Annotated in this window: 11 protein-coding genes; 2 read left to right on the forward strand and 9 right to left on the reverse strand. The window is 75.0% G+C overall.

What is annotated here, in order from left to right; all coding sequences use genetic code 11:
- Positions 1-2,687: AMP-binding protein (locus ACFT41_RS29450; protein WP_377614057.1), on the reverse strand; the 2,687-nt coding region annotated here is incomplete at its 3' end.
- Positions 2,688-3,464: 777 nt separating this feature from the next.
- Here ACFT41_RS29450 and ACFT41_RS29455 point away from each other — a divergent pair.
- Together ACFT41_RS29455 and ACFT41_RS29460 are read left to right on the forward strand one after the other, a co-directional pair.
- A complete protein-coding gene (locus ACFT41_RS29455) occupies positions 3,465-4,808 on the forward strand; it encodes a LuxR C-terminal-related transcriptional regulator (RefSeq protein ID WP_377588858.1) in 1,344 nt (447 codons plus the stop codon).
- Between the two features lie 62 nt (positions 4,809-4,870).
- Positions 4,871-6,028 (forward strand): acyl-CoA dehydrogenase family protein, encoded by a 1,158-nt coding sequence (locus ACFT41_RS29460; protein ID WP_377588857.1) that lies wholly within the window; start codon positions 4,871-4,873, stop codon positions 6,026-6,028.
- A gap of 90 nt (positions 6,029-6,118) precedes the next feature.
- On the opposite strand, the gene ACFT41_RS29465 is transcribed toward ACFT41_RS29460, so the two are convergent.
- The 8 genes from ACFT41_RS29465 to ACFT41_RS29500 form a co-directional block, all read right to left on the reverse strand.
- Positions 6,119-7,828 carry an acyl-CoA carboxylase subunit beta gene (locus tag ACFT41_RS29465; protein WP_377588856.1) on the reverse strand — a complete coding sequence of 570 codons (1,710 nt, stop codon included), beginning with the start codon at positions 7,826-7,828 and terminating at the stop codon, positions 6,119-6,121.
- Positions 7,822-8,571, reverse strand: coding sequence for a 3-oxoacyl-ACP reductase FabG (fabG, locus tag ACFT41_RS29470; RefSeq protein ID WP_377588855.1), 750 nt, complete (start codon positions 8,569-8,571; stop codon positions 7,822-7,824). The genes ACFT41_RS29465 and fabG overlap by 7 nt, the downstream gene beginning before the upstream one ends.
- Positions 8,568-9,836 carry a CaiB/BaiF CoA transferase family protein gene (locus tag ACFT41_RS29475; protein ID WP_377588854.1) on the reverse strand — a complete coding sequence of 423 codons (1,269 nt, stop codon included), beginning with the start codon at positions 9,834-9,836 and terminating at the stop codon, positions 8,568-8,570. The genes fabG and ACFT41_RS29475 overlap by 4 nt, the downstream gene beginning before the upstream one ends.
- 176 nt (positions 9,837-10,012) lie before the next feature.
- Positions 10,013-10,636: an NADPH-dependent FMN reductase gene (locus ACFT41_RS29480; RefSeq protein ID WP_377588853.1), complete on the reverse strand. Its 624-nt coding sequence runs from the start codon at positions 10,634-10,636 to the stop codon at positions 10,013-10,015.
- Between the two features lie 184 nt (positions 10,637-10,820).
- Entirely contained in the window at positions 10,821-11,849 is a 1,029-nt protein-coding gene (locus ACFT41_RS29485) for an NADPH:quinone reductase (protein ID WP_377588852.1), read from the reverse strand.
- 78 nt (positions 11,850-11,927) lie between these two features.
- Entirely contained in the window at positions 11,928-13,211 is a 1,284-nt protein-coding gene (locus ACFT41_RS29490; protein ID WP_377588851.1) for a hypothetical protein, read from the reverse strand.
- Entirely contained in the window at positions 13,201-14,034 is an 834-nt protein-coding gene (locus ACFT41_RS29495) for an arylamine N-acetyltransferase (RefSeq protein ID WP_377588850.1), read from the reverse strand. The genes ACFT41_RS29490 and ACFT41_RS29495 overlap by 11 nt, the downstream gene beginning before the upstream one ends.
- A 30-nt stretch (positions 14,035-14,064) precedes the next feature.
- On the reverse strand, positions 14,065-20,526 hold the full coding sequence (locus ACFT41_RS29500) for an SDR family NAD(P)-dependent oxidoreductase (RefSeq protein WP_377588849.1): 6,462 nt from the start codon (positions 20,524-20,526) through the stop codon (positions 14,065-14,067).
- Positions 20,527-20,540: the final 14 nt, after the last annotated feature.

Consider the following 20,540-nt stretch of genomic DNA (forward strand, 5'->3'; position numbering starts at 1 on the left):
CGCACCCCCGACAACCGCTCCAACACCACCACCCCCACCCCCTCCGCCCAACCCGTACCGTCCGCATCCGACGAGTACGACTTGCAGCGGCCGTCTGGGGCCAGGGCCCGCTGGCGGGAGAACTCGACGAACGGGCCGGGGCTCGTCATCACGGTCGCGCCGCCGGCCAGCGCCACCGTGCACTCACCCGCCCGCAACGCCTGCGCCGCCAGATGGATCGCCACCAACGACGACGAACACGCCGTATCCACCGTCACCGCCGGCCCCTCGAACCCGAACACGTACGACACCCGCCCCGACGCCACACTCGCCGCCGTACCCGTGGTCATGAACCCTTCGAGGTCGGGCGGGAGCTGGCCGCTCGGGGCGGGACCGTGCCCCATGACACCGGCGAACACGCCGACCTCCGTGCCGCGCAGCGGGCCCGGGTCGATGCCGGCGTGTTCGAGGGCCTCCCACGACGCCTCCAGCAGCAGCCGCTGCTGCGGATCCATCGCCAGCGCCTCGCGCGGGGAGATGCCGAAGAAGCCGGCGTCGAACTGCGCGGCCGTGGGGAGGAAGCCGCCGCGCCCGACGTACGACGTGCCCGGGTGGTCGGGGTCGGCGTCGAACAGGGTCGTCAGGTCCCAGCCACGGTCGTCGGGGAAGTCGGTGAGGCCCTCCCCGCCCGCCGCGACCAGCCGCCACAGGTCCGCCGGGCTTCCCACGCCGCCGGGCAGGCGGCAGGCCATACCCACGATGGCGATGGGTTCGGCGGAGGCGACGTCGGGTTCGGCGACCGGGTCCGGCGTCTCACGGCCGAGGATCCGGTCGCGCAGGTGTGCCGCCAGCGCCTCGGCGGTGGGATGGTCGAAGGTGACGGTGGTGGGCAGGGCCAGACCGGTCGCGTCCGTCAGCCGGTTGCGCAGCTCCACCACGGCCGCGGAGGAGAGGCCGAGGTCGCGGAACGCGCGGTGGGCGGCGGCGTCGCGGATCGCGCGGCCGGCGGCGATGTCGTCCAGCCCGCCGCCCGCGGTGGTGTCGCCGCGCCCGCCGCCGAGCACCGCGCCGACGTGCTCGCGGACCAGGTCGCGCAGCAGCGCGAGCCGGTCCGGCTCGTCGAGGGCGGCCAGGCGTCCGCGCAGGGCAGCGGCCGTGGCCGGGTCCGGCGTGCCGGTCCGGGCCGCGCCGGCCGCGTGGTGGCCGCTCGCGGCCCAGCGCAGCCACGACGGCTGGTCCGCGAGCAGGCGACGGGAGATCTTGCCGGAGGCCGTACGCGGGATCGCCCGGACCTCGCGGATCTCCTCAGGGATCTCGAAGGGGGCCAGTTCCGCTCGGCAGCGGTCGAGGAGGGCGGCGACGTCGAGCCCGGCGGGGCCCGGCTGCACGTAGGCCACGGGGACCTCGCCGAGGACGTCGTGGCCGACGCCGCCGACGCCGACGTCGGCCGCTCCCCCGACGCCGCGCAGCACGGACTCGATCGCCTCGGGGTGGATGTTCTCGCCGCCGCGGATGACGAGGTCGCTGATGCGCCCGCAGATCGTGACGTAGCCACGGTCGTCGCGCCGGGCGAGGTCGCCGGTGCGGTACCAGCCGTCACGCAGCGCCGCCTCGGTGGCGGCCGGGTCGTTGTGGTAGCCGACCATGACGCTGGGGCCGCGTACCCAGACCTCGCCCTCGGCGCCGGTGCCCACCTCCCGGCCGGTCCCGGGGTCCACGATCCGCACGTCGACGCCGGGGACGGGCAGGCCGCAGGATCCGTCGGGCCCGGCGCCGTCGGGCGGGTTCATGGTGATCGCCCCGCAGGTCTCGGTGCTGCCGTACGCGTCGACGAGCGGCACCCCGAACGTGTCCTCGACCGCCCGCCGCAGCCCGGGGCCGGTCACCGCGCCGCCGACGAGCCCGATCCGCAGGTCGGGCAGCGTCAGGCCGGTCTCGCGCCGCGCCTGCACGAGCCGGTGGTAGGTGGTGGGCACCCCGGCGAGGAACGTCGACCGGTGCGCGCGCAGCGCGTCGAGCACGTCCGGTGCCGACTGGCCGTCCACGATCCGGGCCGTGGCGCCCACCGCGGTCACGGACAGGACGCAGGCGATGTGGGAGAGGCTGTGGAACAACGGCAGCGGCCAGAGCACCCTGTCGTGCCCGGAGAGCCCGGGGACGGGCACGTAGCAGGAGGCCACGGACCACAGGCAGTTGCGCTGGGTGGAGAGCACGCCCTTGGGCCTGCCGGTGGTGCCGGAGGTGTAGAACATCCAGGCCACCTCGTCCAGCCCGAGGTCGTCCGGCGCGCTCGCGCGGGGCTCGGTCGCGGCGAGCCGGTCGTACGGCAGGCAGCCCGCGACGGCTCCCGTCGACAGCACGGTCAGCGGCGGAGCCGCGGCGGCGAACTCCTCCGCGTGGGCGGCGGTGGTCATGGCGAACCGGGCGCCGCTGTCGTGGAGCTGGAAGGCGAGTTCCCGGCGGCTGGCGTGCGGGTTGAGGGGCACGCCGACCCCGCTGGCGCGGACCACGGCGAGGTAGCCCTCGACCATGGCGACCGTGTTGCCGAGGCAGAGCGCGACCCTGTCGCCACGGCGCATCCCGGCGTCGATCAGGTGGCCGGCGAGCTGGCGGGTCCGCGCCTCGAGGTCGGCGTAGGTGACTCTCCGGCCGTCGTCCTCGTACGCGATCCTGTCGCCGAGGCGTTCCGCGTGCTCACGCAGGATCATGGGCAAGGGTTTGACTAAATCGGCACGCACCACAGCCCCTGACACTCTCGGGAAAGCCGGCACGGCGGATACCAGCACCGACCGGCCGATGTCGAAAGCCGCCACCGGAATGCATTTGACGGAAGCGTCGGCATCGCATTGGCGGGCGGACACCACCTTTATCCGTGCTGCACATTAATCACCGGCCGAGCCCCACGGGGATCCCCCGGTCTGGTAGCCGCCCCAACCCCGCGACGGGTCAAAATTGCCCCTAGGGTACGAAGCTGTCATATCGGCGGGCCATCGGCTTCGGTCCACCCGCCCGGCGGAGCCTCGCGCGTTTTGATCGTTTTGTCCGTCCGATGTCCGCCAGCATCGTAACCAGAAGGATTCATAAAGACACTCCACGTGACCTTCGAGCCCGACCCCGCCGCTCAGGCAGGCACGCGAGAACGCCTTCAATGCTGCACAATCAGCCTTCCCCTTAAGATCAATAGAGGGCACCCTCATTAGCAGAGAGTAAGGCGACTCTCGATGCGTTGAGTGACACATTCCTATCCTTGATGATACGGTCCGGCCATGGCTACGATTACGCCCGAACGAGGGTCCACGCCCACGCCACCAGCGTCGCGTCATCGACGACCGACATGATTCCCATGCGGTCGGGCGCCGTTTTGGAGGCCCCTCCCGCAACGTGCCGCCCAGGCACCGCCACGGCCAGGCGAGCGCCGGAGCGGCAATGACGATCGGGCCCTGTGGAGGACGTTCACCGGCCCGGGACGACAGACGCCACGGCACGTGCGGGCACCCGTCCTGGCACAGCACGAGATCAAGGGAATGATGATGTTGGTAGAGGCCGCACCTCAGCCGGAAGCTCCCGCCAGCAGTGGCCTCCGACCGCTCGACAGCGGCGGCACCCACGAGACCGAGACACTGATCCTCGCCTCCGCCGCCGCCTGGTGCGAAGGGCGGCTCGACCGCTGTCTCGAACTGGCCCGGCGGGCGGCCGCCGGCGGCGGCGCCACGCCCGCCGACCGCGACTGGGCGCGGCTGGCGAAGGTCTGGCACGCCACCGTTCTCACCCGCCTCGGCGAGCTGCGGCACGGCAGCCAGCTGGTGGCCCAGGCGCTGGCCGGCGACGGCACGAACCCGAGCGATCGGCTGCTCGCCGCCGCCACGCTGTGCCGCTCCGAGATCGCGCTGGCCTGCGGCGACCTCGACGACGCCGTCACCACCGCCCGCGACGGGCTGAAGCTGGCCGAGCGCGCCGCCGTGCGCACCCTGCTGCCGATGGGCCACATCGTGCTCGCACAGAGCGCGCTGCGCCAGGGCGACATGAGCACCCTCGGCACGTACGCCAACCATCTCAAGGACGACGCCCTGCTCGGGCACACCCGGTTCATGCCCGGGCGATGCTCCCTGACGATCACCCAACTCCTGGAGGCCCGGGACGGCACCGCCAGCGTCGCCCACCTCATCGAGAGCATCACCACCGACGACCGGCTGCTGCTGGAACTGCTCGTGGCCCACCCGGCCACCGCCTCCTGGCTGGTACGGGCCGCGCAGAAGCTCGACTCCCGGGACCTCGCCGCCGGTGTCGTCTTCCGGGCCCACGGCCTCGCCGTGTGCAATCCCGACTTCCCGCTGCTGTACGCCTCCGCCCTGCACGCCGCGGGCCTCTTCGACGAGAGCGCCGAACGCCTCCTCGCCGCCGAGGAGCTGCACCAGGACATGTGGGCGAAGGCGTCGGCGGCGGAGGACGCGGGCATGATGCTCGCCGCTACCACCGGCGATCGGGACAGGGCGGTCGCGGCACTCAGCCGGGCGGCCGACGCGTACCTGGCCGTCGGCGCGTCGCGGGACGTGTTCCGGGTCAACAGCAAGCTCCGCGAGCTGGGCACCCGCCGGCGGCAGGTGCCCCGGCTCACCGGTCGCCCCACCACCTGCGGCGGCCGGCTCACCGACACCGAGTTCGCCGTGGCCGAGCTGGTCAGCCAGGGCCTCACCAATGCCCGGGTCGGCCGCCAGTTGTTCATCTCGACACATACGGTCGCCTTCCACCTGAGGAAGGTCTTCCGCAAGCTGGGCATCAATTCGCGGGTCGAGTTGGCGAGCACCTGGAACCAGATCGCCACGCAGTGAGCGCCGACAACTAGCGACTTCGGTGATTGCCCGGGCGCACCCTTGTCGGCGATTCTGAATTTGTGGACACTCACGATTTTCTCGCGCTGGACGACCAACTCGACGACGCCGAGCGCTCGGTACGCGACGCCGTGCGCTCCTACGCCACCACACAGCTCCTGCCGCAGGTCAACGACTGGTACCAGCGCGGCGAGCTGCCCCGGGAGATCGCGAAGGACCTCGGCGGACTCGGCGTCCTCGGCATGCAGCTCGACGGCTACGGATGCGCGAACGCCTCGCCCGCGGCCTACGGCGTGGCGTGCCGCGAATTGGAGGCGGTGGATTCCGGTCTGCGCAGTTTCCTCTCGGTCCAGAGCTGCCTGGCCATGTATGCCATCGATCGCTGGGGCGATGAGGAACAACGCAAGGAATGGTTGCCCGCCATGGCCGCCGGTGACGCCCTCGGCTGTTTCGGGCTGACGGAGCCCGATTCCGGGTCCGACCCGTCCTCGATACGCACGGTCGCCCGGCGCGACGGCGACGACTGGGTGATCGACGGCGCCAAGGCGTGGATGTCCAACGGCACGATCGCCGATGTCGCGATCGTCTGGGCCGGCACCCCGCAGGGCCTACGCGGCTTCCTCGTCCCCACGTCGGCCCCCGGGTACCGCGCGACGGAGATCACCGACAAGCTCTCCCTGCGCGCGTCGGTCTCGACGAACCTGCTCCTGGAGAACGTGCGGGTGCCGTCCTCGGCGCTGCTGCCGCTGGCCCGTGGGCTCAAGGCGCCCCTGTCCTGCCTCGACGAGGCCCGCTTCGGCATCCTCTGGGGCATGGTCGGCGCCGCCCGCACCTGCTACGCCGCCGCCCTGGACCACGCGGGCAGCCGCCACCAGTTCGGCCGGCCGATCGCCGGCTTCCAGCTCATCCAGCGCAAGCTCGCCACCATGGTCGTCGAGCTGACCCACGCCGGCCTCACCGCGCTGCGGCTGGCCCAGCTCAAGTCGGCCCGGATGCTGACCCCCGCGCAGATCAGCTTCGGCAAGCTCGCCAACGCCCGCTCGGCGATCGAGGTGGCGCGTTGCGCCCGGACCATCCTGGGCGCGAACGGCATCACCCTCGCCCACCCGGTCGCCCGGCACCTGGCGAACCTCGACGCGGTGCTGACCGTCGAGGGCACCGAGGAGGTGCACCAACTCGTCATCGGCCGCGCGGTGACCGGGATCTCCGCGTTCCGCTGAGCCGCCGCGCCGCCGCGCCGCTGAGCCGCCGTCCGCCGGCTCCCCGGCGGGCGGCAGGCGGCGGCAACGGCCGTGCCGCGGGCGACCGGTCTACAGCGGGATGTTGCCGTGCTTGCGGTCCGGGGCGACCACCCGCTTCGCCGCCAGCAGGCGCAGGGCCCGGCCGAGGTGGCCACGGGTGTGCGACGGCGGGATGACCGCGTCCACGTAGCCGCGCTCGGCCGCCTGGTATGGGGTCGCGAGGCTCTCGTACTCCCGCTCGAGCTGCGCGCGGCGGGCGACGCGCTCCGCACCGTCCAGCCCCGACAACTCGCGGCGGTAGAGGACGCTCACCGCGCCGGAGGCCCCGGTCACCGCGATCTGCGCCGTCGGCCACGCGAGGTTGACGTCCGCGCCGAGGTGCTTGGAACCCATCACCCCGTACGCGCCGCCGTACGCCTTGCGCGTGATCACGGTGATCTTGGGGACGGTGGCCTCCGCGTACGCGTAGATGAGCTTCGCGCCGCGGCGGATGAGCCCGTTCCACTCCTGGTCGGTGCCGGGCAGGAAGCCGGGCACGTCGACGAAGGTCAGCACGGGCACGTTGAAGGCGTCGCACGTGCGCACGAACCGTGCCGCCTTCTCGGACGCGTCGATGTTCAGGCACCCGGCGAAGCGCGCGGGCTGGTTGGCGACGACGCCGACGCTGCGCCCGTCCACCCGCCCGAAGCCGCACACGATGTTCGGCGCGAACAGCGGCTGCACCTCCAGGAAACCGTCGCCGTCGAGCACCCGCGCCAGGATCCCGCGCACGTCGTAGGCGCGCCGGGGCGAGTCCGGGATCAGCGTGTCGAGTTCGAGGTCCGCCGGGGTGAGCCCGTCGGCGATCTCCCCGGCCGGCGGGGGCGGCACCGGGACGAGCGGCGGCAGTTGCTTGTTGTTGCCGGGCAGGTGACCCAGCAGCCTCCGGGCGTAGTCGAGGGCGTCGCGTTCGTCGGCGGCGAGATGGTGCGCCACGCCCGTACGGGTGTTGTGCAGCCGCCCCCCGCCGAGGGCCTCCAGGTCGATCTCCTGGCCGGTGGCCGCCTTGACGATGCCCGGTCCGGTGATGAACATGTGGCTGGTCCGGTCGACCATGACGGTGAAGTCGGTCAACGCCGGCGAGTACACGGCGCCACCCGCGCACGGTCCCATGATCAGCGAAAGCTGCGGGACCACCCCGGAGCAGGACACGTTGCGCATGAATATCTCGCCGTAGCTGCGCAGCGAGGCGACGCCCTCGGTGATCCGCGCGCCGCCGCCGTCGTTGATGCCCACGATCGGGCAGCCGACGCGCACGGCGAGGTCCATCGCCTTCAGGATCTTCTCGCCGCCCACCTCGCCGATCGCGCCCCCGAACACCGTGGCGTCCTGGCTGTATACGACGACCGGGCGGCCGTCGACCGTGCCGGTGCCGGTGATCACCCCGTCGCCGAGAGGGTGCGACGCGGCCATGCCGGCGGCGGTGCTGCGGTGCGCCGACAGCGCGTCGAGCTCGACGAAGGAACCGGGGTCGAGCAGCGCGGCGATGCGCTCCCGGGCGGTGCCCCGGCCCCGGGCGCTCTGGCGGGCCACCGCGCCCGATCCCCCGTTGCGCTCGGCCTCCGCCGTGCGCCTGCCCAGGTCTTCGAGCTTCCCGGCGGTGCTGTCCGGGCCGGCGGTGGTGTCCGAGCCGTCGGGCACGGCGGGCACGGCGGGCACGGCGGGGGCGTCGGCGGCCGGTGCGACCCCGAGGGTCGAGGTGTCCAGCTCCATGCGGCCCGCCCCGTTCCCGGTCAGCATGCCGGACCGCCAGCCACGTGGATGACCTGCCCGGACACGAACGACGCCCGGTCCCCGGCCAGGAACGCCACGACGTCGGCGACCTCCTCGGGACGCCCGACGCGGCGCAACGCGATGCTCGCCGCCGCCCGCGCCTGGTGCTCGGCGACGCTCTGGCGCGCCCGGGCGGCCAGCGCCGCGGTCATCTCGGTGGCGACGTACCCGGGCGCGACCGCGTTCACGGTGATGTTGAGCGGGCCGAGCTCCAGCGCGAGCGCCCTCGTCAACCCCTCGACGCCCGCCTTGGCCGCGGAGTAGTTCGCCTGCCCCGGGTTGCCCCGGGCCGCGATGCTCGACAGGTTCACCACGCGGCCGGTGCCCGCCTTCGCCATGTGGTCCAGGACCGCCTGGGTCATCAGGAAGGCCCCGCGCAGGTTGACGCCGAGCACGAGGTCCCAGTCGCCGGGAGACATCAGGAACAGCGCGTTGTCGCGTACGGCTCCGGCGTTGTTGACCAGCACGACCGGGGGGCCGAGCGCGTCGGCCACCTGCTTCGCCGCCGCCACCACCGAGGCGGGGTCGTTCACGTCGGCCTCGACGGCGATCGCGCGGCCACCGGCGCTCGCGATCCGGTCGGCGGTGGCGGTCGCGCCGGTGCGGTCGCGGTCGAGGACGGCGACCGGCATGCCGTCGCCGGCGAGCCGCTGGGCGATGCAGGCTCCGATGCCCCGGCCGGCGCCGGTGACGATGGCGACGCGGCTCATGCGACCGGGGCCGCCGCGCGGTCCCCGGCGGGCCGGGGGGTGCCGATCGCGGTCCCGTCGCGCAGCGCCGAGATCCGCTCGGCGGAGTAGCCGAGGTCCCGCAGCACCGCCTCGGTGTGTTCGCCGAGCGCCGGGACCGGGCCCATGGGCAGCTCCACGTCGGCGATGGTGAACGGCGGCAGCAGACCGCGGACGACACCGGCCGGTGTCTGCACCGGCCGCCAGCGCCGCCGCTGGGCAAGCTGCGGATGGCGCAGCAGGTCGGTGACGTCACCCAGCCGGGCGTACGCGATGCCGGCCCCCTCCAGCGCCGCCTCGAGCGACCGGCCACCGCACGTCGACGTGATCTCGGCGATGGCCGCGTTGAGGGCGGCGCGGTTGCGGACCCGCGCCTCGTTCGTGGCCCAGGCGGGATCGGCCGCGAGGTGCGGCCGGCCCAGGACGTCCGTCGCGAAGCGCGCCCACTCCCGGTCGTTCTGGACGCCGATCATCACGTCCGGTCCGTCGGCGGTGGGAAACGCGTCGTACGGGGCGACCGAGGCGTGGGAGAGGCCCATCCTTCCCGGCGCGTGCCCGGTGCCCTGGGCGAAGTAGAGGTGGAAGCCCATCCACTCGCCCGTCGCCTCCAGCATCGAAACCTCCAGCTGGGCGCCGAGGCCCGTGGTCGCGCGCCGCAGGAGCGCCGCCAGCACCGAGGACAGCGCGTACATCCCGGCGGCGATGTCGGAGGCGGGGATGCCGGTCTTGGCGGGGCGGTCCGGCCAGCCGGTGACGGAGACCAGGGCGGCCTCGCACTGCACGAGCATGTCGTAGGCGCGCCGGGTCGCGTACGGGCCGCCGGTGCCGTAGCCCGACATGTCGACGGTCACCAGGCGGGGGTGGCGGGCCCGCAGGTCGGCCGCCCCGAAGCCCAGCCGCCCGGCCGCGCCGGGGGCGAGGTTCTGCACGAAGACGTCGGCGGTGGCCACGAGCGCGGCGAGCACCTCCCGCCCGCCGGGGGTCTTCAGGTCGAGCGCCACCGACTGCTTGCCCCGGTTGAGCCAGACGAAGTGGCTGGACAGGCCCTTGATGCTGGTGTCGTAGCCGCGCGCGAAGTCCCCGCCCTCCGGGCGCTCGACCTTGACCACCCGCGCGCCGAGGTCGGCGAGGTGGCGGGTGGCCAGCGGGGCGGCGACGGCCTGCTCCAGCGCCACGACCGTGACGCCGGCCAGCGGCAGGGACGCCGGGTCGCCGGCTCCGGGAACGGTCGGCTGCTGCGGGTCCATCGTGGCTTCTCCGATCGGCCGGACGGCCGCCGGGACCCGCTCTGAGCAGGCAGGTCACGGCGCGGACGTTACCCAGACCGTACGTCCGCGCCGCCGGGACGGGGCATCCCTTGACCTGACAGTGCGCCGCGCGCAGCCGGCCGTGATCGGAAACGGCCGGCCCGCTGGGGAACCGGTCAGCGCGGCGCCGCGAAGAGCGTCCGCACGGTGGTGGCGGCGTGCCGTCCCGCGTCCTGCTCGACGGCCGCGGCGAGCGCGGTGAGCTGGGCCGCGGCGAGCCGCCGCAGGAACGGATCGGCGAACGTGGTGGAGATCGCGCCGGTCGTCTCGTCCTTGACGTCCTGGAGCCGGTCGCTGGCCTCGTTCACGACGAGGTTCGGCCCGGCGACGACGTGGGCGTGGCACTCGTGCAGCACCCGGCTGAGGTCGGCCAGGCAGTTGCGGCCGAGGTTGCGGCCCGGCGTGGCCACCATGACGACCGCGCTCTTGCCGAGCAGAGCCGCGCTCGGCATCGGGCGCGACGCCCAGTCGACCGCGTTCTTGACCACGCCCGGGATCGAGCCGTTGTATTCCGGCGTGGCGATGACGAGGCCGTCCGCCTCCCGGATCGCCGTGCGCCAGCGGCGCACCGGCTCCGGCGCCTCCGCGACGTCGAGGTCCTGGTTGTACAGCGGGATGTCACCGAGCCCTTCGAAGACCTCGAACTCCATCCCGTCGGGGGCCACGCTCGGCAACGCGCGCAGCATCTGAGTGTTGAAGGATTCCTGGCGCAGCGATCCGGACACCGCGAGAATACGCAACGGGAGAGCTCCTCGGAGTCGAGTGTGAAGCCTGCATCGGCCATGCGGGTCCGCCAGGACGAATGGCACAAGCGGGTGACGAATGACCCAAGCAGGAGACGAATGGCACAAGCGGGAAAGGCCGCAACACTTTATCGCACTTTCGCGCCGCACTGCCACCTGACTGCTGCGGTGCGTGATCAGGTCAGAGCGTCGTGACGTCCACCAGGACCTTGCCGACCGAGCCCGCCTGCACCGCGTCGTGCGCGTCCTTCGTGCGCTCCAGCGGGAAGCGCAGCAGCGGCAACCCCGAGGCGTCCCCGACGTCGAGCGTCCCCGCCCCGACGGCGGCGGCGACGTCCGCGACCGCGATCTCCTTGGCGGCCGGCGGCAGCGTCGTGCCGAGCACGAACTGGTAGCGCACGTTGCGGCCCATCAGGGCGGCGGTGGGCAGGGTGACCTGACCGCGTCCCTCGGTCGCGTAGACCGCGACGGTGCCGGCGGGCGCGAGCACCGCCAGGTCCACCTCGGCGTACGCCGAGGCCGCCACCTGCACGATCAGGTCGACGCCGTCCGGCGCGACCGCGCGTACGTCCGGCACCGCCGTTGCCGCGCGGTAGTCCACGGTGTGGTGCGCCCCGGCGGCCCGCACGCGTTTCTCCTGGGCGGGGCGGCTGGCCGTGGCGATCACCTCGGCTCCGCTCCACACCGCGAGCTGGATCGCCGCGTGGCCGAGCGTGCCGGTGCCGCCCACGACGAGCACCCGACGCCCGGCCAGCGCGCCGGGCCCGAGGCGGCCGGGGGCGTCCCGCACGGCGAGCAGGCAGCCGTGCGCCGCCACCGCCGGCAACCCGACGCTCGCGCCGATCTCGTACGACACGTCCGCCGGCAGCTCCACCGCCTGGTGCTGCGGCACGACGACGTACTCGGCGGCGGTGCCGCCGGGGCGACGCCAGGCCGCGTCCCACAGCCAGACGCGCTGCCCCGCCCGCGCGGGATCCACGCCGACGCCGACGGCGTCGATCACCCCGCTGCCGTCGTGGTGCGGGACGACCACCGGATACAGCAGTTCGCCGCGGACGTGGCCGAACTGGCGGCACTTCCAGTCCGTCGCGTTGACCCCGGAGATCGCGACCCGCACCCGGACCTCGCCCGGGCCGGGCTCCGGCACCGGCAGTTCGGTCAGTTCGAGGACGTCGCTGGCGCCCACCGACGTATAGATGATTGCCTTCACCCTCGTGACGCTAGGGAGCGCGCCCCCCGCCACACAACGGGCGCGGCGCGGGTCTACCAGAACCGGGGAGGCGGGCGGTCACCGCACGGGCGCGGGCGCGCGGTCCGCCAGGTCGAGGAGCGACGCGCGTACGGCGTCGTGGATCGCGGTCATCTGGCCGGTCGTGAAGCACTGGGTGCTGTAGGGCAGCTCGATGCTCAGCCGGCCGTAGACGGTCATCGGGGAGGCGAGCACGGGCCCCTGCCCGAAGTCCGGGTTCCACTTGCTGGAGACGGCGAACTTGCGCAGGTCGACGATCTCGATCCCGGGCGGCGACGGTGGGCCGGTGATCCGGCCGACGTTGGACAGCATCAGGCTCGACGCCCACAGCGACGGGTGGGGCAGCAGCCGGTCGAGCGCCTGGAGTTCCAGGGCCGGCTCGCCGCGCTCCACCGCCGCCCGCAGGGTGGTGCTCAGCTCGACGCCGAGGCGGACCAGGTCCGGGGCGCGCGGCACCTCGACGAGGGTCCGATGCCACGAGGCTGCCGGCACCATCTCCTCGTGGCGCATCGGCGTCACGACACGGTCGCGCAGGTCGACGGCGTCGAAGCAGGCGAGGCGGTGCCCGTCGTACTCCGGGGGGAGCTGGGCGCGGAGGGCGGCGAACAGCGCGGCGACGACGAAGCCGTTGAGCGGCACGTCCGCCTCCTTCGCGGCGGCCAGCACGCGGGTCGTCTCGTCCCGGGTCAGCCGCAGGCGGCAGGAGGTCATCGCGCCCTCCTGCGGCCCGCCGCCGTCGCGGGCCGCCAGGAAGGGCAGCAGGGCCACCGGCGCCCCCTGCGCCCGGTCGAGGCGGCGCCGGACATGGGCGTCCAGCTCCTCCGGGGTGCGGGGCGCCAGCAGGTCGTCGATGGGGGCGGGCCAGTCCTGGCGCGGGACGTCCGGCGGCTCGTACGTGCCCGCCGCGATGTCGGCGTAGTGCTGCCAGATCCGGTAGCACAGCCCGGTGGCGCTGCGGCCGTCGCAGATGGCATGGTCGACGCCCAGCACCAGGGTGTCCTCGGCCGCCCCGGTCAGCAGCACCGCACGCACCAGCGGGCCGCCGATCGGCAGGGGGGTGTTGTACTCGCGGGTCCGCGCGTCGGGCCCGTCCGGCCGCACGATCAGGCGCGGCAGCTCCGAGGGGGCCAGGGGCGTGAGGAACCAGCGCTCGCCGTCGCGCGTGAGGCGGCTGCGCAGCGACGGCTGACCGGCCAGCGCCGCGCCCAGCGCGCGCTCCAGCAGGTCGGGGTCGACTCCCCCGCGCACCGTGCAGATGGTCAGGGCCTGGGTCCTGATCTCGCCGACGTACAACAGCTCCGAGCGGGACAGTTCACGGCGCATGTCGTTCCTGTTCTGTCGAGGGACGGGGGCGCGGGCCGGCGAGGATGCCGTCGCGCACGGCCGGCCACTGTTCGTCGGTGAGGGTGCGGGTCTTCTCGATGCCGCCGCGCACCGTCACGTGGCGCAGTCCCTTGAGGACGGTCTGGCCGTCGGGGGTCGCGCGGCTCCACAGGCCCGGACCGTCCGGGTCGGGAGGGGCGGTCAGCAGGGCGTTGGCCGCCGCCTCGAACGGCCGCCACTCCGCGAGCTGGCGTGGCTTCGTGGTGAGGCGGTAGACCGGGCTCCACCGCCCGAGCCGTGGCCGGCGCAGCAGGAGCAGGCCGTCGCCGTCGGCGTCGAGGCGGTAGCGGCAGCCGTACTGCGACTGCTCGCCGGTCTCGTCGAGCCGCAGCGGTTCGAGGAACGACGGTCCGGCGTACCCGACGTCGGCGAGCCAGTCGCACCCGTCGGCCCGGACCCAGAGGAGCATGTGCTCGACGTCCACGCCGTAGGCGTCGGCGCCCTCGGCGGTGGTGCCGGCGAGCAGCCCGGCCTCGAAGCCGAGGTCGCGCAGCAGCCGCAGGAACAGCCGGTTCAGCTGCACGCAGCCGCCGCCGTTGCCCGCCACGACGACCAGCTCGAACGCGACGTCCTCGTCCAGGTCGACGACCTCGACCGTGGCGCCGTCGCGGGTGGGCACCGCGAACGATCCGGTGCTGCTGAACGGCAGCGCCTCCAGGTGCCTCTTGTGCAGGGTGACGAGGGTGCGCAGGCTCGGCGAGCCGCGTCTGGTCAGCTCGCTGTCCAGGCCCAGGCACCGCAGGTAGGTGTCGGCGTCGAACACGGGCGGCCTTCCGGTCGGTGGCGGCACCGGCTACGCGGTGGCCGGGGTGACGTCCAGGCTTTCGAGCACGTGCTTGGTGGCGCTCGACAACGTGGGATGGCTGAAGATGCTCGCGGGGGTCAGCGTGGTGCCGGTCCGCTCGCTGAGGCGGCGGGACAGGTCGATCGCCATGAGCGAGTCCAGGCCCAGCTCGAAGAAGCCGCTGCGGGTGTCCAGCGGCTCTCCGGGGTCCAGCCTCAGCACCTCGACGAGTTGCTCCCTGATCAGGTCGAGCACGAGCTGCTCGCGCCGCTCGCCGGTCGCTGCGGCCAGCAGCTCCGGCCAGCCGGCGCGGTCCGCTCCCGCCGGCTGCGCCGCGACGGCCCGACGGCGGCGGGGGCGCACCAGCCCCCGCATCAGGGGCGGAACGGGACGGCCGGGTGCCGGGGTGGCCCAGGTCGCCGGCTGCCCCGGCACCAGCAGCGGTTCGGCCGAGCGCAGCGCGGTGGCGACAGCGTCGGCCGTACCCGCAGCCAGGACGACGGTGCGTCCGGCGGCGTGCCGTGCGGCCAGGGCGCGCGCCGCTCCGTCGGCAGCGGCGGTGGCCGCCCGGTCCGCGGGGCCGGTCAGCGCGGCCGTGGTCGTGGCGACCACGAACGCGGCGAGCGGCAGTCCGGCGGTCGCCTCCGCCACCGGGTCCAGCGTCGCGGCGCGGGCGTGCAGCTCCTCGGCCAGCCGCCCGGCGTCCAGCTCGGCGAGCGGGGTCGCCCCGGGCGGGTCCACCGCGTGCACGACGGCGGCGAGCGGATGCCGGGCGGGAATGCCGGCCAGCAGCCGCCGTACGGCCACGGGGTCGGTCACGTCGCAGGTCGCCACGGTGATCCCGGCGTCGGCCGGCTCGTCGCCGGCGGCGTCGGGCCGGGCCAGCAGGACGTGGCGCAGCCCGTGCCTGGTCGCCAGGTCGCGGGCGATCCCGGCCGCGCCGATCACCAGCACCGTGCCGTCGGGGTCGCCCGCCGCAGCGGCCGAAGCGGCGCCGGCCGGCACCAGGCGGGGGCCGAGAACGCGCCCGTCGCGCAGCGCCACCTGCTCGCCGCCGGTCGCGGGAAGCAGGCCGAGCCCGTCGGCGCCGGTCCCGTCCCGGTCGGCGTCGACCAGCAGGAACCGGCCCGGGTGCTCCGCCTGGACGGCGGCGACCATGTCCCACACGGCCGCGGCGGCGGGTGCCACGGTGTCGCCGTCGCGGGCGGCGACCGCGTGGCGGGTACGGATCAGCAGCCGGTGCCGTTCCAGGGCCGGGTCGTCGAGCCACTCCTGCACCATCCCCAGCACCCCGGCGCAGGCCCGCGCCGCGTCCCACCCGGCGGGGACGTCGAGCAGCGCCGCGGCGGAACCGGCCAGCTCCGGCGGGCCGGCGTCACCGTCGACGGGCACGACGACCGCCGGTCCGGCCCCCGGGTCGAGGTCGAGGCCGGCCCAGGCGATCGTCAGGCCCTCACCGGCCCGCATGTCCGGGGCGACGGCGACGGCAGCGGCGTCGGGGGCGGGGGCGGGGGCGACGACGATCCGGGCGGCGGTGAGGACCGGCAGGCCGGCCTCGTCGGCGGCGTCCAGGGCGGTGCCCCCGTCCACGGCGGACAGGCGCACGCGCAGCGCCGACGCGCCCGACGCGTGCAGGGTCACCCCCTCCCAGCGCGTGACCGTCGCCCGCGTCGCGGCGCTCAGCAGCAGCGGGTGCAGGCCGTAGTGGCCCGCCGCGTCCCGCTGGCCGGCGGGCAGGGACACCTCGGCGTACGTCTCCGTGCCGCGCCGCCACAGCGGCCCGGGCACGCCCGGCACCGGCTCGACCGGGTCGGCGCCCGCCGGCGGCCACGACGTCAACTCCACGCCGGCCGCGTCCGAGGCGCGGGCCAGGACGCCTTCCGCCAGACGCGTACGCCTGGGGTCCCCGTCGGTCACCGACTCCACGGTGACCGGGCGGCGCCCGGCGGAGTCCCGCGCGCCCACCCGGATGTGCAGGTCGACGTCGTGGTCCCGGTCGAGGCGCAGCGGGTGGGTCAGCTCCAGGTGCTCCAGCACCGGGCAGTCCACCTCGTCCCCGGCGCGGATGGCGAGTTCGACCAGCGCGGCGGAGGGGTCGCTGTCGGCGGGCCAGGCCTGCTCCCCCGGCGACAGGCGCGCCACCACGAGCACGCCCTCCGGCTGCGGGAGGTCGACGGTGGCCACGAGCAGCGGGTGGCCGGACCGGCCGGTGCCGGGGTGCGCGGGCGTGACCTGCCCGGTCAGCCAGTAGTGCCGGTGCTCGAACGGGTACGTGGGCAGCTCGGCGCAGGACCGCCGCCAGGGGCCCGGCTCGGCCGGCACGGTCCCCGTCCAGTCCACGGGCAGTCCGGCGGCGAACGCGGCGGCCAGCGCGGTCAGCAGGCGACGGCGACCGCCCTCGTCGCGGCGCAGCGTGCCGAGGACGGCGGCCGTCCCACCGGCGTCCGCCACGATGTCCAGCAGGGACGCGGCGAGCCCGGGATGCGTGGAGACCTCGACGATCGCGCGCGCCTCGGCCGCGACCGCGCGGATGGCGGGGTCGAACCGCACCGGCTGGCGCAGGTTGCGGAACCAGTACTCGGCGTCGAGGGTCTCCCGCTCGCCGATCCAGCGCACGTCCACCGTGGAGAAGAACCGGCACCCTGGCACGAGGCCCCGGTCGGGGCGTTCCCCGACGCCGTCGAGCCCACGCAGCATCGGCTCGCGCAGCTCCTCGACGAGGAACGAGTGCGACGCGTAGTCGGCGGCCAGCCGGCGGTGCCAGATGCCGCGCTCGGCGGCCGTGGCGGCGATCGCCTCGATGCCGGCGAGTTCACCGGTCAGCACCACGGCCGAGGGGCCGTTGACCGCGCCGATCTCCACCCGCCCGCCGCAGCCGGCGATCAGCTCCTCCGCGCGGTCGCTGCCGGCGCCCAGCACGAGCGTGCCGCCACCGGCGGGCAGGCCCGCCGCGAGCCGGGCGCGCAGCACCACGACGTGCAGGGCGTCCTCGACCGAGAGCAGCCCGGCGACGCACGCCGCGGCGATCTCGCCCTGGGAGGAGCCGAGCACGACGTCGGGCACCACCCCGGCGGCGGCCCAGAGCTGGGCGAGGCCGGTCATCATCACGAACGCCGCGGGCTGCACCACCTCCACGCGGGACAGGTCCGCCTCGCCGCCGAGCGCCTGTTCGAGCGTCCAGTCGCCGCCGTAGCCGGCGAGCAGGTCGTCGCAGCGCCGCACCCAGGCCCGGAACTCGGGCGAGATCGTCATGAGTTCGCGGCCCATCCCGGCCCAGTGCGCGCCCTGGCCGGGGAAGACGAACACCACCTCCGTGCCGGGCCGTACCGCGCCGGTCACCGTGGCGTCGCCGGGCCGCCCCGCCGCCAGGTCGCGCAGCCCCGCCGCCAGGTCGGCGCGGTCGGCGGCCAGGACGGTCGCCCGGACGCGATGGTGGGCGCGACCGTGGGCCAGGGCCGCGGCCAGGTCCGGCAGCGGGACCCGGTCCCGTTCGGCGGTGTCGGCGAGCCGCCCGGCCAGCTCCGCGAGCCGGTTCTGGTCGCGGGCCGACAGCACGAACGGCAGGACGTCGCCGGACGACTGCTCGCGGTGGGCCTCGGCGACGGCGGGCGGCTCTTCCAGGATGAGGTGCACGTTGGTGCCGCTGAGGCCGAAGGCCGACACCCCGGCGCGGCGCGGGTGGCCGGGGCGCGCCGGCCACGGCCGCGCCTCGGTGAGGAGCCGGAGCGTGCCCGCCGACCAGTCGACCTCGGGGGTCGGCGCGTCCACGTGCAGGGTCGCCGGGAGCAGCCCGTGGTCCAGCGCGAGAACCATCTTGATCACGCTGGTCACGCCGGCCGTCGCCTGGGTGTGCCCGACGTTGGACTTGACGGAGCCCAGCCACAGCGGGTCGGCACTGTCACGCTCCCCGTACGTCGCGAGCAGCGCCTGCGCCTCGATCGGGTCACCGAGGCGGGTCCCCGTGCCGTGCGCCTCGACCACGCCCACCTCGGTGGCGTCGAGCCCGGCCACCGCGAGCGCGCGCCGGATGACCCGCTGCTGGGCGGGGCCGTTGGGGGCGGTGAGCCCGTTGGACGCGCCGTCCTGGCTGACGGCGGACCCGCGGACCAGGGCCCGCACAGTGTGCCCCTTGGCGTCGGCGTCGGCGCGGCGTTCCAGCAGGACGACGGCGACCCCCTCGGCGTTGCCGGTGCCGTCGGCGGACGCCGCGAACGCCTTGCAGCGCCCGTCCGTGGCCAGCCCGCCGTTCTGGGCGAACTCGACGAACGAGCCGGGGGTCGTCATCACGGTGACGCCGCCGACGACCGCCAGCGAGCACTCCCCGTCGCGCAGCGCCTGCCGGGCCAGGTGCATCGCGACCAGCGACGACGAGCAGGCGGTGTCGACGGACACGGCGGGGCCGGTGAAGCCGTACACGTAGGACACCCGGCCGGAGACCACGGAGACGGCGCCGCCGGTGCCGCGCAGGCCGTCGGAGTCGGCGTCGCCGCCGAACATGCCGTACCCCTGGCCCATGACGCCCACGAACACCCCGACGTCGGCGCCGCGCAGGGTGGCCGGGTCGATGCCGGCGTTCTCCAGCGCCTCCCACACGACTTCGAGCAGGATGCGCTGCTGCGGGTCCATGGCGGCGGCCTCGCGCGGGGAGATGCCGAAGAACGCGGCGTCGAAGCCGCCCGCCGCGTCGAGGAACCCCCCGGCGCGCACCGGGATCCGGGACAGGTCCCACCCCCGGTCGGCCGGGAACGGCGACTGCGCGTGCCCGCCCCGGGCCAGCAGGTCCCAGAAGTCGTCCGGGCCGTAGATGCCGCCGGGCAGGCGGCAGCCCACGCCGACGACGGCGATGTCGTCCTGCGGGCCGGCGGGCGTCACGGGCGCCGCCGCGCGGGGCTCGGCGCCGCCGGTGAGCAGCTCCCGCAGGTGGCCGGCGAGCGCACGCGGCGTCGGGTAGTCGAAGACGAGCGTGGCGGGCAGGGTGAGCCCGGTGCTGGCGTCGAGCCGGTTGCGCAGCTCGACGGCGGTCAGCGAGTCCATGCCGGCGGACTGGAAGGGCAGGTCCGGGCCGATGTCGTCGCCGGAGCCGTAGCCCATGACCAGGGCGACGCGGGAACGCACCAGCGTGAGCAGGCGCGCCTCCGCCTCGGCGGGCGTGCTGCCGGCGAGCGCGGCGGCGAGGTCCGGGGCGGCCGGCCCGGCCGACGCCCGGCGGCGGACCCGCACGAGCGAGCTCAGCAGCGGCTGCACCGGGCCACCGGCGGCGGCGTCGGCCCGGGCCGCGGCGAGGTCGAGCTTCATCGGTACGAGGTGGACCTCGTCGCTGTCGAGCGCCGCGTCGAACAGCGCGAGGGCCTCGGCGGGTGCCATGGCCAGCACGCCGCCCCGGCTCATCCGGGCGAGGTCGGCGGTGGCGAGGTGACCGGTGATGCCCCCGTCCTGCGCCCACAGCCCCCACGCCAACGACACACCCGGCAGGCCCGCCGACCGGCGTGCGGCCATCAGGGCGTCGAGATAGGCGTTCGCGGCCGAGTAGTTCGCCTGTCCGGCGGAGCCCAGCAGCCCGGCCGCCGACGAGAACGCGACGAACGCGGCCAGGTCCGTGTCCCGGGTCAGCTCGTGCAGGTGCTGCGCCGCGTCGGCCTTCGGCGCGAGGACCGCCGCGAGCCGCTCCGGCGTCATCGCGTCGAGCAGCCCGTCGTCGAGGACCCCGGCGGTGTGCACGATCGCCGTCAGCGGGTGCGCGTCCGGGATCCCGGCCAGCAGCGCCCGCACGGCGTCGCGGTCGGCGACGTCGCAGGCCGCGACGGTGGCCGCCGCGCCGAGCGCGGCCAGGTCGGCGACGAGTTCACCCGCGCCGGGGGCGTCGGGGCCCCGGCGGCTGACGAGCAACAGGTGCCGGACGCCGCGCGTCGCCGCCAGGTGCCGGGCCACGAGCGCGCCGAGGGAGCCGGTGCCCCCGGTGACGAGCACCGTGCCGTCGGGGCGCAGGGGGGCGCGCCGGTGGGCGAGCTGCCCGGCGGGGGCCAGGCGGGGGACGAACACGGCGTCGCCGCGTACGGCGGTCTGGGGTTCGTCGAGCGCGAGGGCGAGCGCGAGGGCGCGTTCGGGGTCCGCGCCGGACCCGGCGTCGAGCAGCAGGATCCGCCCCGGGGCCTCGGCCTGGGCGGCCCGCACGAGGCCCCACACCGCGCCCGCCCCGGGGTCGGTGACGACGGTCGGGCCCGCCGGCACGGCGTCGCGGGTGCGCACGACGAGCCGGGCCCGCGCCGGTGCGCCGCGCAGCCAGGTCCGTAGCACGGCGAGGACGTCGGCCAGGGTCGTCCCGCCGCCGGAGTCGAACTCGAAGACGGCGGCCAGCACGTCGGGCTGCGCGGCCAGGGCCGCGACGTCCCCGGCGCCGGTGAGACGCCGGGGCCGGGCCACCGGCGGCGGCACGGCCGCAGGCTGCGTCTCCTGCCACCGCACCCGGAACATGGCGTCCGTGGCAC

Source organism: Micromonospora sp. NPDC057141 (assembly GCF_042670805.1).
Taxonomy (GTDB): Bacteria; Actinomycetota; Actinomycetes; order Mycobacteriales; family Micromonosporaceae; genus Micromonospora.

Bases quoted from the DNA above. Each gene is read 5' to 3' on its own strand.
- ACFT41_RS29465 (WP_377588856.1), bottom strand. From the start codon at position 7,828: ATGCTGACCGGGAACGGGGCGGGCCGCATGGAGCTGGACACCTCGACC.
- fabG (WP_377588855.1), bottom strand. From the start codon at position 8,571: ATGAGCCGCGTCGCCATCGTCACCGGCGCCGGCCGGGGCATCGGAGCC.
- ACFT41_RS29475 (WP_377588854.1), bottom strand. From the start codon at position 9,836: ATGGACCCGCAGCAGCCGACCGTTCCCGGAGCCGGCGACCCGGCGTCC.
- ACFT41_RS29490 (WP_377588851.1), bottom strand. From the start codon at position 13,211: ATGCGCCGTGAACTGTCCCGCTCGGAGCTGTTGTACGTCGGCGAGATC.
- ACFT41_RS29500 (WP_377588849.1), bottom strand. From the start codon at position 20,526: ATGTTCCGGGTGCGGTGGCAGGAGACGCAGCCTGCGGCCGTGCCGCCG.